Here is a 13,433-nt window from a genome sequence, read left to right on the forward strand (position 1 = left end):
CTTATTCCGAAGGCGGCGGCGGGGCGGCGGCCTCTTCCTGGGCCTTCATGTCCTTCATCATCATCGGCAGCTGGGTGAACGAGAACAGCAGGGCCGCCAGCGGCACCCCGGGGAACCGGAACAGCACCCAGGTCGCTTCCGGCTGGGTGCGCCAGACCACCTCGTTGACCACGGCGGCGAAGATGAAGAAGGCGGCGTAGCGCACCGTCAGCCGCCGCCAGGCCCCGTCCGACAGCTTCAGCGCCTCGCCGAGCAGGACCTTCAGCGGCAGCTTGCCGAAGGCCAGGGCCCCGAACAGGCCGGCCGCCAGCAGGCCGTCGACGATGGTCAGCTTCATCTTGATGAAGACGGTGTTGTGGAACACCAGCGACAGGCCGCCGAACAGCATGGCCGACAGGCCGGTGAACAGCGGCAGCAGGGCCAGCTTGCGCTGCATGGCCAGGCCGAACAACAGCCCGGCGGCCGAGCCGGCCACCAGGCCCCAGGTGGCGGTCATCAGGTTGCGGGAGACCAGATAGACCCCGCCGAACACCACCAGGCCGGCGTAGTCGACCACCATCTGGATCCAGCGCGGCGGCTGGGGCGGGGGGGGCGATTGCGACACTCGATGGTTCCTATTGCGCGTCCAGGCCGACCAGCGAGCGCGAGAAGGCGCGCGCGTCGAACGGCTGGAGGTCTTCGATCCCCTCGCCGACCCCGATCAGCTTGATCGGCGCGTCGGAGGCCTGGGCCACCGGCACCAGCACCCCGCCGCGGGCGGTGCCGTCGAGCTTGGTCATGACGATGCCGGTGACGCCGGCGGTGTTGCCGAAGATGTTCTCCTGGGCGAGGGCGTTGCGCCCGACCGTGGCGTCGAGCACCAACAGGGTCTCGTGCGGGGCGTCGGGGTCGATCTTCTTCAGCACCCGAACGATCTTGAGCAGCTCGTCCATCAGGCCGGACTTGTTCTGCAGCCGCCCGGCGGTGTCGATCAGCACCACGTCGCAGCCCTCGGCCCGGGCCCGTTCGACGGCGTCGTAGGCCAGGCCGGCCGCGTCGGCCCCGGTGGGCCGGGCCATGAATTCGGCGCCGGCCCGGTCGGCCCACACCTTGAGCTGCTCGACGGCGGCGGCGCGGAAGGTGTCGCCGGCGGCGATCAGCACCTTGGCCCCCCGGCCGGTCAGGTCGGCGGCGATCTTGCCCAGGGTGGTGGTCTTGCCCGAGCCGTTGACCCCGACGAACAGCACCACATAGGGCCGGGGGCCGGACAGCGGATCGAAGGCACCCTGGCGCGGGATCAGCTCGGCGGCGATCGCCTCGGCCAGGGCCTCCTTGATCTCGTCCTCGCCGGCCTCGCGGCCGAAACGGGCGGCGCCGAAGGCCTCGGCGATGCGGGCCGAGGCGCGCGGGCCGAGGTCGGCCTCGATCAGCATCTCCTCAAGCTCGTCGAGGGCGGCCTGGTCCAGGGTCTTCTTGCTGAAGACCGACACCACCTGGTCGGACATCTGCCGCGACGAACGCGACAGGCCCTCGGTCAGGCGCTTGAACCAGCCTTTCTTGGGTTCGGTGCTCATGGGCCGCGTTCTAGCGGGGGAACGCGGCCGGGGCTAGGGCGCGGTGGGGCGCACCGGAGATTGCCGCCCTGCCCCGTCCGTGGCATGGCTGAAACCTAGACGTGTAGGGAGGGGTCCTGAATGTTCACGCGGCGAAGCCTGACGGCGGCGCTCGCGGCCGGCCTGGCCGCGCCTACGGCTGGTTTCGCCGGGCAGCCGCCGGCGCCGACGCGGCTGCCGATCCGGGTCAGCTACAACCGGCTGTGGACGCCGGTGAAGCTGGACGGCAAGGGCCCGTTCCGGTTCATGATCGACACCGGGGCCGACGACTATGTCGTCGATCCCGGATTCGCCGAAGAGACAGGGCTGAAAAAGACCCTGTCCCGCGATGTCGCCGGCCTGGTCGGCGACGAGAACCGCAACGTCTATTGGGCGGCGCAGGTGGTGATCGGCGACGCGTTGAAAGACCAGAACGTCACCATGATCAGCGGCCATCTCGGCGATTTCGTCGTCGGGGCCATTCCCGCCTGGGTGCTGGGCGCGTTCACCACCGAGCTCGACTTCCCGGCCGGGGAGATGCGCATCTATGACGGCGGCGGCCCGCCCCTGGACGGCTTCGAGCGCGTCCGGCTGGCCCACCGCGAGCGCCGGCTCGGCGGCCACCTGAACGCCGCCACCATCGTCGACCCCAGCCTGATGACCGACGTGGTGCTGAACGGCAAGACCTTGCGCGTCTGCATCGACACCGGCTCGCCCAACGCCCTGACCCTGTACCCGCCGGCCGTCAGGCGGATGGGCCTGTGGAACGCCGACAAGTGGCTGCCCTCGCCGGGGCGGGGCGTGACCGGCGCGTTCGACGGCCGCACCGTCCGCCTGGACACGCTGCAGTTCGGCGGCTCCACGCTCGAGCGCCCGTTGATCAACCTGATCGACCCGACGCGCACCAGCTATGGATCGGAAGAGATCGACGGCCTGCTCGGCATGGACATGATCCGCCGGTTCAATCTCGTCCTCGACGCCAAGCAGCATGCGCTCTGGCTGAAGCCGAACCCGATGCTTGGCCAGGTTCAGCGTTTCGACCGCTCGGGCCTCCACTGTGCGCCCGACGCCGATCGACGCCTGCGCGTCGTCGCGGTCATGCCGGCCTCGCCCGCCGCCAAGAGCGGGGTCGAGAAGGGCGACGTCGTCCTGCCCCACAGCAAGGACGGGGCGATGGGGTTCTGGTGGGCGCTCAGCGGCGGCCCCGGCGAGGTGGTCCAGTTCGACATCGAGCGCAACGGCGAGGTCCAGCCGGTCCAGCTGGTCCTGAAGGACCTGATCTAGCCCGCCAGCCGCGCCCTGGCGTGGCGGCCGTCGTGGCCGGTGACGGCCAGGGAGACGATCTGGCCGGGCTCGCCGGCGCCGTCGAAGTCGATCTCGGTGAAGTCGGCGCCGCGGGCGAAGCCCGGCTTTTCGACCACCGCCGAGACGGTGCGGCCGACCTGGCGGTCGAGGTGGCGGCCCAGGGCCTCGCGGCCCTTGGCGCGCAGGCGCTCGGCGCGGTCCTTGATCACGCCGCGGTTCAGCTGCGGCATGCGCGCGGCCGGCGTGCCCGGCCGGGGGCTGAACGGGAAGACGTGCAGATAGGCGAGCTGGGTCTCCTCGACCAGGCGCAGGGTGTTGTCGAACATTTCGTCAGTTTCGGTCGGGAAACCGGCGATCAGGTCGGCGCCGAAGGCGACGTCGGGCCGCACCGCCCGCACCTGCTCGACCAGGCGCAGGGCGTCGGCGCGCAGGTGGCGGCGCTTCATGCGCTTGAGGATCATGTCGTCGCCGGCCTGCAGGGACAGGTGCAGATAGGGCGCCAGGCGCTCCTCCTCGGCCAGGCAGCGCATGAGGTCGGGGTCGATCTCGGCGGCGTCGATCGACGACAGCCGCAGGCGCGGCAGGTCCGGGACCAGCTTGAGGATGCGGGCGACCAGTTGGCCCAGGGTCGGCGCGCCGGGCAGGTCGGCGCCCCACGAGGTCATGTCGACCCCGGTCAGCACGATCTCGTTATAGCCCTCGGCGGTCAGGCGGCGGATCTGCTCGACCACCTCGCCGGCGGCGGCCGAGCGCGAATTGCCGCGCCCGAACGGGATGATGCAGAAGGTGCAGCGGTGGTCGCAGCCGTTCTGCACCTCGACATAGGCCCGCGCCCGGTCCTTGAGACCGTCGATCAGGTGGCCGGCGGTCTCGCGCACCGACATGATGTCGTTGACGCGCACGCGGGGCGCCTCGGGCCGGTCGGCATAGGCGCCGGCCTGGGACTTCTCGGCGTTGCCGAGCACCAGGTCGACCTCGGCCATGCCGGCGAAGGCGGCGGGGTCGATCTGGGCGGCGCAGCCGGTGACGATCAGCTTGGCGTCCGGCCGCTCGCGCCGCGCCCGGCGGATGGCCTGGCGCGCCTGGCGCACCGCCTCGTTCGTCACCGCGCAGGTGTTGAAGATGACGGCGTCGGAAAGCCCGTCCTCGGCGGCCCGTTTGCGGATCACCTCGGATTCGTAGGTGTTCAGCCGGCAGCCGAAGGTGACGATGTCGACGTCTGGCCGCAGCGCCGGGGCCGCCGCCGAAGGGGTGATGACCAAAGGCTTGTTCACGGCAGCGTTCCCGTGAACTCCACCGCCACGTCGCCGGTCATCAGCACGTGGCCGTCGGCCTCGCGCCATTCGATGACCAGTTCGCCGCCGTCCATTTCGACGGTCGCCTTGCGCCCGGCCAGGCCGCGGCGATGGGCGGCGACCAGGGCCGCGCAGGCGCCGGTGCCGCAGGCCTTGGTCAGGCCCGCGCCCCGCTCCCACACCCGCAGGCGGATGCGGTCGGGCGACTTGATCTGGGCGAAGCCGACATTGGCCCGCTCGGGGAACAGATGATGATGCTCGATCATCGGCCCGACCTCGGTCACCGGCGCGGCCTCGGCGTCGGGGACGAAGAACACCACATGCGGGTTGCCCATCGAGACGCAGCCCGGCGTATGCAGCACCGGATCGTCGATCGGCCCGACCTGCAGCTCGATCCCCCGGGTGTCCATCTCCTCGGCCAGGGGGATGTCGCGCCAGTCCAGGCGCGGCGCGCCCATGTCGACGGCGACGCGGCGCTCGCCGGCGCGGCTGGCGACCAAGGGGCCGACCACGGTGTCGATCACCGCCCGGTCGCGGCCCGAGGCCTCCATCAAAAGCCAGCCGACGCAGCGGGTGGCGTTGCCGCAGGCCTCGACCTCGCCGCCGTCGGCGTTCCAGATGCGCATGAAGGCGTCGCCGCCCTGGCCCGGGCTGGGCTCGATGCTGACGATCTGGTCGCAGCCGATACCGGCGTCGCGGTCGGCGATCGCCCGCGCCTCGGCCGCCTCCGGGCGGAACGGGGCGGTGCGCGCCTCGACCACGACGAAATCGTTGCCGAGGCCGTTCATCTTGAGAAAGGGTCGGCTCATCGGCGCCTATATAGGGGATAAGGCCGCCCGGGGCACGGCCTATCGGCGGATCGGCCGCCGCCGCGCCCCGCTCGGCGGCGAATAGCGGCTTGCCGGCCGCGCCGTCCTCCGTGATGCTCGCCCGTTCAGTTCCTGGCTGGGGAGCCCGCGTCCTTATCATGCGCACCTTGCTCGCGCTCGCCCTGGCGACCGCCCTGGCCCCGCTCTGCCCCGCCCCGCTCGCCGCTCCCGCCCCCTCCGCCAAGGCTCCCGCCGTGACCGCTTCCGCCGCCGAAGACCCGTTCCTGTGGCTCGAACCCGCCGACGATCCCAAGGCGCTAGACTGGGTCAGGGGCGAGAACGCCCGCTCGCTGGCGGTCCTCGAAGGCGACCCCCGCTACGCCGCCCTGCACGCCGAGGCGCTGAAGATCGTCAACGCCAAGGACCGCACGCCCTACGCCGCCTTCCTCAAGGGCGAGACCCTGATCAACTTCTGGCAGGACGAGACCCATGTGCGCGGCGTGCTGCGGCAAACCACGCTGTCCAGCTATCGCACGGCGACGCCGGCCTGGGAGACGCTGCTGGACGTCGACGCCCTGGCCAAGGCCGAGAACGCCAACTGGGTCTATCAGGGCGCGGCCTGCATCCGGCCGCGGATGACGCGCTGCCTGGTGCGGCTGTCGGACGGGGGCAAGGATTCGGCCGAGGTCCGCGAGTTCGACCTGACCACGCGGCGGTTCGTCGAGAACGGCTTCCGCCTGCCCGAGAGCAAGCAGACGGTCGAGGCCGTCGACGAGGACACGCTGATCCTGTCCCGCGACTGGGGGGTCGAGGGCGGCGCGCCGACCCTGACCGAGTCGGGCTATCCGTTCGTCATCAAGATGCTGCGCCGCGGCCAGCCGCTGTCGGCGGCGCGCGAGGTGTTCCGGGGCGAGCCCAAGGACGTCTCGGCCGACCCGTTCGTGCTGCGCGACATGGCCTCTGGGCGCGAGACGACGATGGCCCGGCGCGCCGTCAGCTTTTTCGAGACCCGATACTACGTGCTGGCCGACGACGGTCCGCGTCCCCTGCCGTTGCCGTTGCCGTTGAAGGCGGACATCGAGGGGCTGACGGGCGGGCGGCTGCTGGCGACGCTGCGCGAGGCGTGGACCCCCGCGCCCGGCGGGCCGACCTATCCTCAGGGCGCGTTGATCTCCATGGACTTCGCCGCGCTGCAGGCCAGGGCGGCGGCGGGCGCCTTCGCCCCCGGGCTGCTCGATTCGATCAGGGTGGTGTTCGCCCCCGGGCCGCGCCAGTCGATCGAGCAGGTCGTGCTGACCCGCGGCCGGGTGGCGGCGGCGATCTACGACAACGTCCGGGGCCGGATCGTCACCTTCGCGCCCCAGGCCGACGGCGGCTGGTCGCAGGGCGGGATCGACCTGCCGCCGGATTCGGCGGTGGGGATCGTCAGCGCCAGCGAGGACGACGATCGGGTGATGGCCACCGCCACCGGCTTCCTCGACCCGGCCGGGCTGTGGCTGGCCGACGCCGCCGGCGCGGCGGCGCCCGAGCGGCTGAAGACCGCGCCGGCGCGGTTCGACGCCTCGGGCCTGGCCGTCAAACAGTTCGAGGCGGTCTCGACCGACGGGACCAGGATCCCCTATTTCGTGGTCGGCCCCAAGGCCATGAAGCTGGACGGAAGCAATTCGACCCTGCTCTACGCCTACGGCGGCTTCCAGGTCTCGATGCTGCCGACCTATTCCGGCGCCCTCGGCAAGCTGTGGCTGGAGCGGGGCGGCGTCTACGTGCTGGCTAACATCCGCGGCGGCGGCGAGTTCGGTCCGGCCTGGCACGAGGCCGGGCTGAAGACCCGGCGGCAGGTCGTCTTCGACGACTTCGCGGCGGTGGGCCGCGACCTGATCGTCCGCAAGATCGCCTCGCCCCGGCGGCTGGGCGTCGAGGGCGGCTCCAACGGCGGCCTGCTGATGGGCGTGGAGCTGACCCAGCATCCCGAGCTGTGGAACGCCGTGGTCATCCAGGTGCCGCTGCTCGACATGCTGCGCTTCGACAAGATCGGGGCCGGCGCCTCGTGGGTCGGCGAATACGGCAGCCCGGACGACCCGCATGAGCGGGCCTTCCTGGCCTCGATCTCGCCCTACCACAACCTCAAGGCCGGGACGGCCTATCCCGAGCCGTTCTTCGTCACCTCGACCAAGGACGACCGAGTGCAGCCGGCCCACGCCCGCAAGATGGCGGCGCGGATGCAGGCCATGGGCCTGCCGTTCTTCTATTACGAGAACATCGACGGCGGCCACGCCGCCTCGGCCAACCTCAACGAGGCCGCCCATCGGACGAGCCTCGAATTCACCTACCTGACCCGCAAGTTGATGGACTAGGCATGCGCACCTTCCTTCTCGCGGCGGCGATCGCCGCCGCCTCCCCGATCGCCCTGCTCGCCGGCCAGGCGGCGGCGCAGACCGCCGCGCCGGCGTCCGCCGACAGCCGCCTGTGGCTGGAGGAGGTCGAGGGCGCCAAGGCCCTGGGCTGGGTCAAGGCCCACAACGCCAAGGCCGAGGACGTCCTGGCCAGGGACCCGCGCTACGCCGGGCTGCTGGCCGACGCGGTCAGGATCGAGAGCGCCGTCGACCGCATCCCGACGCCGAGCTTCGTCGGCCAGGCGGTCTACAATTTCTGGCAGGACGGGACCCACGTGCGCGGCGTCTGGCGGCGCACCACCCTGGAGGGCTTCCAGGCCAAGGACGTCGCCTGGGAGACGGTGCTCGACCTCGACGCCCTGGCCAAGGCCGAGAACGCCAACTGGATCTGGAAGGGCGCGACCTGCCGCAAGCCCGCCAACGACCGCTGCCTGGTCGCCCTGAGCAACGGCGGCAAGGACGCCGTCGAGATCCGCGAGTTCGACCTGAAGACCAAGGCCTTCGTCCCCGGCGGCTTCCGCCTGCCCGAGGGCAAGCAGACCGTCGACTGGCTGGACGACGACACCCTGATCCTGGGCCGCGACTGGGGCCCGGAAAATAGGGGCGCCGAGGCCGGCGCGCCCACCGTCACCGAGTCCGGCTACGCCTTCGTGGTCAAGACGCTGAAGCGCGGCCAGGACCTTTCCCAGGCCAAGGAGGTCTTTCGCGGCACGCCCAAGGACGTCAGCGCCAGCGCGCACGTGCTGAAGGACGGCCAGGGCCGCAAGGTCGTGAGGCTGGAGCGCGGCGTCGACTTCTTCAATTCCGAGCATTTCCTGCTGACCGACAAGGGGCCGGTGAAGCTGGCCCTGCCCTCGAAGTCGACCATCCACGGCTTCGTCGACGGCAAGCTGATCGTCACGCTGGAAGAGGCCTGGACGGGCGGCGGCGCGGCGCGGCCCCAGGGCGCGCTGATCGCGGCGACGCCCGAGGCGCTGATCGCCGGAACGGGTCCCGTCGACACCCTGTTCGCCCCCGGCCCGCGCCAGTCGATCGACGCGGTCGACACCACCCGCAACCGCGTGGTGGTCGCCGCCTACGACAATGTCCGGGGCGAGGTTCGCACCTTCGCGCCGAAGGCGGGCGGCGGATGGACCGAAAGCAGGCTGCCGGCAGCCGCCAACTCCTCGGTCGCCCTGGTGGCGACGGCCGACGACGACGACCGCCTGTTCTACTCGGTCGAAGGGTTCGTCACGCCCACCGAACTGACGCTGGCCGACGCCGCCAGCGGCGCGGCGAAGGCCGTCAAGGCCCTGCCCGCCCGCTTCGACGCCTCCAGGGAAGTGGTCGAGCAGTTCGAGGCGACCTCGAAGGACGGAACCAAGATCCCCTATTTCGTCGTGCGGCCGAAGGACCTGAAGTTCGACGGCGGCGCGCCCGCCCTGCTCTACGGCTACGGCGGCTTCCAGCTGTCCAAGCCGCCGGTCTACAACGCCGAGCTGGGCAAGCTGTGGCTGGAGCGCGGCGGGGTCTATCTGCAGGCTAACATCCGCGGCGGCGGCGAGTTCGGCCCGGCCTGGCACGAGCAGGTCAAGGGCAAGAACCGCCAGAAGGCCTTCGACGACTTCTACGCCGTGGCCGAGGACGCCATCGCGCGCAAGATCACCTCGCCCCGCCGCCTGGGCGCCTACGGCCGCTCGAACGGCGGCCTGCTGATGGGCGTGGTGTTCACCCAGCGGCCGGACCTGTGGAACGCGGTGGTGATCGAAAGCCCGCTGCTCGACATGCTGCGCTATCCCAAGCTGCCGGCCGGGGCCTCGTGGGTCGGCGAGTACGGCGACCCGGAGAAGCCCGACGAGCGGGCCTGGATCGCCGCCTATTCGCCGTATCAGAACGTCAGGCCGGGCGTGAAATATCCCCTGCCCTACATCTCGACCTCGACCAAGGACGACCGGGTGCACCCAGGCCACGCCCGCAAGTTCGCCGCCGAGCTGGAGGACGAGGGCAATCCGGTCATCTATTACGAGAACACCGACGGCGGCCACGCCAACTCGGCCGACCCGACCGCCGCCGCCGCCCGCTGGGCGCGGCACTACACCTATCTGTCGCGGCAGCTGATGGACTGACGCAGGCTCGGTCCTCCCCCCGCACCGCATGCGGGGGGAGGACCGGATCGGCCGCTAGGCCGCCTGCAGCGCCTCGGCCAGCAGGCGGCCTTCCGGGGCGCGGCTGGAGCCGGCGCGCCAAGCCACCACGATCTCGCGCGAGGGCGGGCGATCGCCGGCGCCGGCCAGCGGCCGCACGGCGACCGGGGCGTTGTCGGTAAGGCCCGCCTCGACGGCCATGGCCGGCAGGAACGACACGCCCAGGCCCGAACCGACCATCTGCACCAGGGTCGGCAACGAAGTGGCCGCGAAGGCCGCCTCCTCGCCGTGCGCCTTGGGCGGCTCCAGGCCGCAGGCGGCCAGGGCGTGCTCGCGCAGGCAATGGCCGTCCTCCAGCAGGATCAGGTCGTCCTCCTCCATCCGCGTCGGCGACACCCGCCGCTCGGCGGTGAGCGGGTGGTTGGCGGGGAAGGCGGCGAGCAGTTCGTCGTCGTCGACGTGGGCGGTCTCCAGCCCCGAGACGTCGTAGGGCAGGGCGATCAGGGCCGCATCAAGCGCCCCGGCCTTGAGCCCGGCGATCAGCCGGTGGGTCAGGTCCTCGCGCAGGAACAGCCGCAGCTTGGGGAAGCGGGCGCGCAGGGCCGGCAGGGCGCCAGGCAGCAGGAACGGCGCCACCGTCGGGATCACCCCCAGGCGGAAACGGCCCGACAGCGGCTGGCCGGCGCTGCGGGCGGTCTGCACCAGGTCCTCGGCCTGGGCGAGGATGGCCTGGGCGCGGCGGACCGCCTCCTCGCCGACGGTGGTCAGGATGACGCCCGAGCGGGCGCGGTCGACCACCGGCGCGCCGAGGATCTTCTCCAGTTCGGCGACGCCGGCCGACAGGGTCGGCTGGGTGACGTGGGCGGCGTCGGCGGCGCGGCTGAACGAGCCGTGCTCGGCGAGCAGCTTGAGGTATTGCAGTTGGCGCAGGGTCGGAAGCATGGAGCTTATATAGGATTGCTCTATGCAAATCTCAAAAACAATCGATTGGCCTTTCGGCGGCGAACCGCCTATCCCTGCCTCCGCGGCCCGGCACCGGGCCTTCCAACCCGTTTGATTTATGGAGAACGCGATGCTGGGCGTCGGCGAAAAACTGCCTGAATTCAAGATTGTCGGCGTGAAGCCGGGCTTCAACAATCACGAAGAGAACGGCGTGAGCGCGTTCGAGGACCTGAACAACGAGAGCTTCGCGGGCAAGTGGAAGGTGATCTTCTTCTACCCGAAGGACTTCACCTTCGTGTGCCCGACCGAGATCGCCGAGTTCGCCCGCCTGAACAAGGACTTCGCCGATCGCGACACCGTCGTCCTGGGCGGCTCGACCGACAACGAGTTCGTCAAGCTGGCCTGGCGCCGCGACCACGCCGACCTGAATAAGCTGCCGATCTGGTCGTTCGCCGACAACGGCGGCAAGTTCGCCCGCGACCTCGGCATCCTCGACGCCGACGCCGGCGTGGCCCTGCGCGCCACCTTCGTGGTCGATCCGTTCAACGTCGTGCAGCACGTCTACGTCACCAACCTGAACGTCGGCCGCGCGCCGGCCGACACCCTGCGCGTGCTCGACGCGCTGCAGACCGACGAGCTCTGCCCCTGCAACCGCGCGGTGGGCGGCGACACCCTGAAGGCGGCCTAAGCCTCCGCCTTCTTCGAGCCCGGAAGGCGCGCCCGCCCTCTCCTCTTGAGGCGCGCGTTCCGGGCTCCGTTTTTCTTCAGAACCGATCGGAGACGCCGATGTCGCTGGACGCGCTGCGGGACAGCCTGCCCGCCTACGCCAAGGACCTGAGCCTGAACCTGTCCTCCCTGGCCGCCGAGAGCCTGCTCAGCGACCAGCAGAAGTGGGGGACGTTCGTCGCCGCCGCCCATGCGGTGGGCGTGCCGGCGGTGGTCAAGGCGATCGAGGCGGCGGCGGCGGCGGCCGGCCTGACCGAGGAGGCCAAGACCGGCGCCAAGGCGGCGGCCGCGATCATGGGCATGAACAACGTCTACTATCGCGCCCTGCACCTGATGAAGAACCAGGAATACCGCACCCTGCCGGCCAAGCTGCGCATGAACATCATCGCCAACCCCGGCGTCGAGAAGACCGATTTCGAGCTGTGGTGCACGGCGGTGTCGGCGGTCAACGGCTGCGGCATGTGCCTGGACGCCCACGAGGAAGAACTGAAGAAGCGCGGCGTGCCCAACGTCAACATCCAGGCGGCCCTGCGCATCGCCGCCGTGGTCAACGCCGTCAGCCGCGTGGTCGCCGGCGAAGCCGCCGCCGCGAGCTGAAGCTTCCAGCCGATCCTCCCTCGCAAACGCGGAGAGGATCGGTTCTTCGCCTGCCTACTTCTTCGCCTCGTCCGGCCGGCCGGTCTCGACCAGGCGCTTGAGCCGGCCGAGCTGTTCGGCCAGCACCCCGTCCACCGGCGCCGGCCAGGCGGCCAGCCCGTCCTTGGCGTAGCCGGCGACCGCGTAGGTCTCCTGCAGGTCGACGCCGTCGCCCGCCGGCTTGAGCGCGAAGGTCAGGGCGCCGTCGACGGCCAGCCCCTGCAGCGGGCCCAAGGGGCCGCGCAAGCGCAGCACCCTGCCGGGATCGACATAGACCACCGTCTGGTGGCGTACGCCGCCGCCGTTCTTCAACGCTTCGCAGAAGCAGCCGCCCGGCTGGGCGTCGAGGCTGAGGTTGCGCGCGTCGCCCGAGAAGGTGTGTTCGGAGTTCCACCAGCGGGCCGGCTGGACCAGGGCGGCGTAGACCTTGTCAGCCGGGGCGGCGACATGGACCGTGGTCCGCACCGTGAACCCGCCCGGACCGGAATCGACCACCTCCGCCGCCGCCGCTCCGCCGAACATCATCAAAGCTGTCGCCGCCCAAACGCACGCTTGCACGCGCATGACCGCCTCCCTGGCTCGCGCCGCGCATCGGCGGCGGCGCAGGGTCGGCCCAAATCCGCGACGGGGACAAGCGCCCCGAGGCGGGTGCGACGTCAGGCCGCCTCGAAACTGACCGGACCGCCCCAGAACGCCTCGACCAGGCCGTTCTGCGGGCCCGGCCTGCCGGTGGTCAGGAACCGCCGCGTCCCGCCCGTCCCCGGCGGATATTCCGGATGCCGCTCCAGATAGCGTTCGACCGCGTCGGCCGTGGTCGCCGGCTGGTGGATCAGCGGCGTGCCCGGCGGCAGGGCGGCGCGGAAGATGTCGGCGAGGATCTCGTAGTGGGTGCAGCCGAGGATCGCCCGGTCGGGATGGCGGCCGATGCGGGTCTTCAGCGCCGCCACGTGGCCCTCGACGGTCTTGGCCAGCTCGACCGCGCCGGCGTCGCCCTCGATCAGGTGCACCAGGGTCGGGCACGGCTCGGAGAACACCGCCACGTCCTGGCGGCGCTTGTCGATCTCGATCTCGTAGACCCGGCTCCGCGTCGTGGCCGGGGTGGAGAACACGCCCAGCACGTCGAGGGCCTCGACCTTGTCGCCGCGGCGCTCGGCCTCGTGCTCCCAGGGCACCCCCGTGGCCGCCTCGATGGTCGGCACGATGATGCCCAGCACGTTGACCGGCCGGCCGATCTCCTGGCGATAGCCGGGCAGCCAGGTCTGCTGCAGGCGGCGCAGGGCGATGGCCGAGGCGGTGTTGCAGGCCAGGACGATCAGGTTGGCGCCCGCCTCGAACAGCCGGATGCAGCCGGCCCGCGTCAGCTCGACGATCTCCTCGCCGGGCCGCACGCCGTAGGGCGCGTTGGCCTGGTCGGCCAGATAGATGAAGTCGGCCGACTTCAGTCGGTCCACGAGGGCGCGGTGGACCGTCAGCCCGCCCACGCCGGAATCGAATACGCCGATCGCCATGCCCCAAGGCTTTAGCCGGGCCGGCGGCGCGGCGGAAGGCGCCGGCGGCGAACTTTCCACCGTTCGGCCGCGATCGTCCCCCGGCTGGCGGGGCGGCCATCATTACAGTCCTGTCATGTGACGCT

General features: G+C 71.0%; 12 protein-coding genes. 5 read left to right on the forward strand and 7 right to left on the reverse strand.

The genetic code is table 11. The features are described from left to right. Position 1 precedes the first annotated feature (1 nt). Together C5708_RS05760 and ftsY are read right to left on the reverse strand one after the other, a co-directional pair. On the reverse strand, positions 2-604 hold the full coding sequence (locus C5708_RS05760) for a septation protein IspZ (RefSeq protein WP_242918786.1): 603 nt from the start codon (positions 602-604) through the stop codon (positions 2-4). 10 nt (positions 605-614) lie between these two features. Then, on the reverse strand, positions 615-1,553 hold the full coding sequence (gene ftsY / locus C5708_RS05765) for a signal recognition particle-docking protein FtsY (RefSeq protein WP_242918788.1): 939 nt from the start codon (positions 1,551-1,553) through the stop codon (positions 615-617). 120 nt (positions 1,554-1,673) lie between these two features. Between ftsY and C5708_RS05770 the strand changes: the two genes are divergently transcribed. Then, complete coding sequence (locus C5708_RS05770; RefSeq protein ID WP_242918790.1) at positions 1,674-2,855, forward strand: aspartyl protease family protein; 1,182 nt, start codon at positions 1,674-1,676, stop codon at positions 2,853-2,855. On the opposite strand, the gene mtaB is transcribed toward C5708_RS05770, so the two are convergent. Both mtaB and dapF read right to left on the reverse strand, forming a co-directional pair. Beyond that, a complete protein-coding gene (gene mtaB, locus C5708_RS05775; RefSeq protein WP_242918792.1) occupies positions 2,852-4,150 on the reverse strand; it encodes a tRNA (N(6)-L-threonylcarbamoyladenosine(37)-C(2))-methylthiotransferase MtaB in 1,299 nt (432 codons plus the stop codon). The two genes, C5708_RS05770 and mtaB, sit on opposite strands and share 4 nt — an antisense overlap. Continuing rightward, positions 4,147-4,980, reverse strand: coding sequence for a diaminopimelate epimerase (dapF, locus tag C5708_RS05780; protein ID WP_242918794.1), 834 nt, complete (start codon positions 4,978-4,980; stop codon positions 4,147-4,149). The genes mtaB and dapF overlap by 4 nt, the downstream gene beginning before the upstream one ends. Positions 4,981-5,138: 158 nt before the next feature. On the opposite strand from dapF, the gene C5708_RS05785 reads away from it, so the two are divergent. Continuing rightward, positions 5,139-7,334: a prolyl oligopeptidase family serine peptidase gene (locus tag C5708_RS05785; RefSeq protein WP_242918796.1), complete on the forward strand. Its 2,196-nt coding sequence runs from the start codon at positions 5,139-5,141 to the stop codon at positions 7,332-7,334. A 2-nt stretch (positions 7,335-7,336) separates the two neighbouring features. After that, entirely contained in the window at positions 7,337-9,478 is a 2,142-nt protein-coding gene (locus tag C5708_RS05790) for a prolyl oligopeptidase family serine peptidase (protein ID WP_242918798.1), read from the forward strand. 54 nt (positions 9,479-9,532) lie between these two features. Here the strand turns inward: C5708_RS05790 and C5708_RS05795 are convergent, their stop codons facing one another. Next, the gene (locus C5708_RS05795; protein ID WP_242918800.1) at positions 9,533-10,438 is read right to left on the reverse strand and encodes a hydrogen peroxide-inducible genes activator; all 906 of its coding nucleotides are present in this window, start codon (positions 10,436-10,438) and stop codon (positions 9,533-9,535) included. A 130-nt stretch (positions 10,439-10,568) separates the two neighbouring features. On the opposite strand from C5708_RS05795, the gene C5708_RS05800 reads away from it, so the two are divergent. Both C5708_RS05800 and C5708_RS05805 read left to right on the forward strand, forming a co-directional pair. Beyond that, complete coding sequence (locus C5708_RS05800) at positions 10,569-11,126, forward strand: peroxiredoxin (RefSeq protein WP_242918802.1); 558 nt, start codon at positions 10,569-10,571, stop codon at positions 11,124-11,126. A 98-nt stretch (positions 11,127-11,224) separates the two neighbouring features. After that, on the forward strand, positions 11,225-11,761 hold the full coding sequence (locus C5708_RS05805) for a carboxymuconolactone decarboxylase family protein (protein ID WP_242918804.1): 537 nt from the start codon (positions 11,225-11,227) through the stop codon (positions 11,759-11,761). Positions 11,762-11,815: 54 nt separating this feature from the next. Here C5708_RS05805 and C5708_RS05810 read toward each other — a convergent pair whose 3' ends face one another. Together C5708_RS05810 and C5708_RS05815 are read right to left on the reverse strand one after the other, a co-directional pair. Next, a complete protein-coding gene (locus tag C5708_RS05810) occupies positions 11,816-12,364 on the reverse strand; it encodes an SRPBCC domain-containing protein (protein WP_242918806.1) in 549 nt (182 codons plus the stop codon). Between the two features lie 92 nt (positions 12,365-12,456). Continuing rightward, positions 12,457-13,308, reverse strand: coding sequence for an aspartate/glutamate racemase family protein (locus tag C5708_RS05815; protein ID WP_242918808.1), 852 nt, complete (start codon positions 13,306-13,308; stop codon positions 12,457-12,459). Positions 13,309-13,433: the final 125 nt, after the last annotated feature.

Origin of the sequence: Caulobacter sp. CCUG 60055, assembly GCF_022750545.1 — a bacterium.
Classification (GTDB): domain Bacteria; phylum Pseudomonadota; class Alphaproteobacteria; order Caulobacterales; family Caulobacteraceae; genus PUIC01.

Excerpts from the sequence above, each read along its gene's own strand:
- ftsY (WP_242918788.1), bottom strand. The coding sequence starts at position 1,553 with ATGAGCACCGAACCCAAGAAAGGCTGGTTCAAGCGCCTGACCGAGGGC.
- C5708_RS05770 (WP_242918790.1), top strand. The coding sequence starts at position 1,674 with ATGTTCACGCGGCGAAGCCTGACGGCGGCGCTCGCGGCCGGCCTGGCC.
- dapF (WP_242918794.1), bottom strand. The coding sequence starts at position 4,980 with ATGAGCCGACCCTTTCTCAAGATGAACGGCCTCGGCAACGATTTCGTC.
- C5708_RS05785 (WP_242918796.1), top strand. The coding sequence starts at position 5,139 with ATGCGCACCTTGCTCGCGCTCGCCCTGGCGACCGCCCTGGCCCCGCTC.
- C5708_RS05790 (WP_242918798.1), top strand. The coding sequence starts at position 7,337 with ATGCGCACCTTCCTTCTCGCGGCGGCGATCGCCGCCGCCTCCCCGATC.
- C5708_RS05795 (WP_242918800.1), bottom strand. The coding sequence starts at position 10,438 with ATGCTTCCGACCCTGCGCCAACTGCAATACCTCAAGCTGCTCGCCGAG.
- C5708_RS05800 (WP_242918802.1), top strand. The coding sequence starts at position 10,569 with ATGCTGGGCGTCGGCGAAAAACTGCCTGAATTCAAGATTGTCGGCGTG.
- C5708_RS05805 (WP_242918804.1), top strand. The coding sequence starts at position 11,225 with ATGTCGCTGGACGCGCTGCGGGACAGCCTGCCCGCCTACGCCAAGGAC.
- C5708_RS05810 (WP_242918806.1), bottom strand. The coding sequence starts at position 12,364 with ATGCGCGTGCAAGCGTGCGTTTGGGCGGCGACAGCTTTGATGATGTTC.
- C5708_RS05815 (WP_242918808.1), bottom strand. The coding sequence starts at position 13,308 with ATGGCGATCGGCGTATTCGATTCCGGCGTGGGCGGGCTGACGGTCCAC.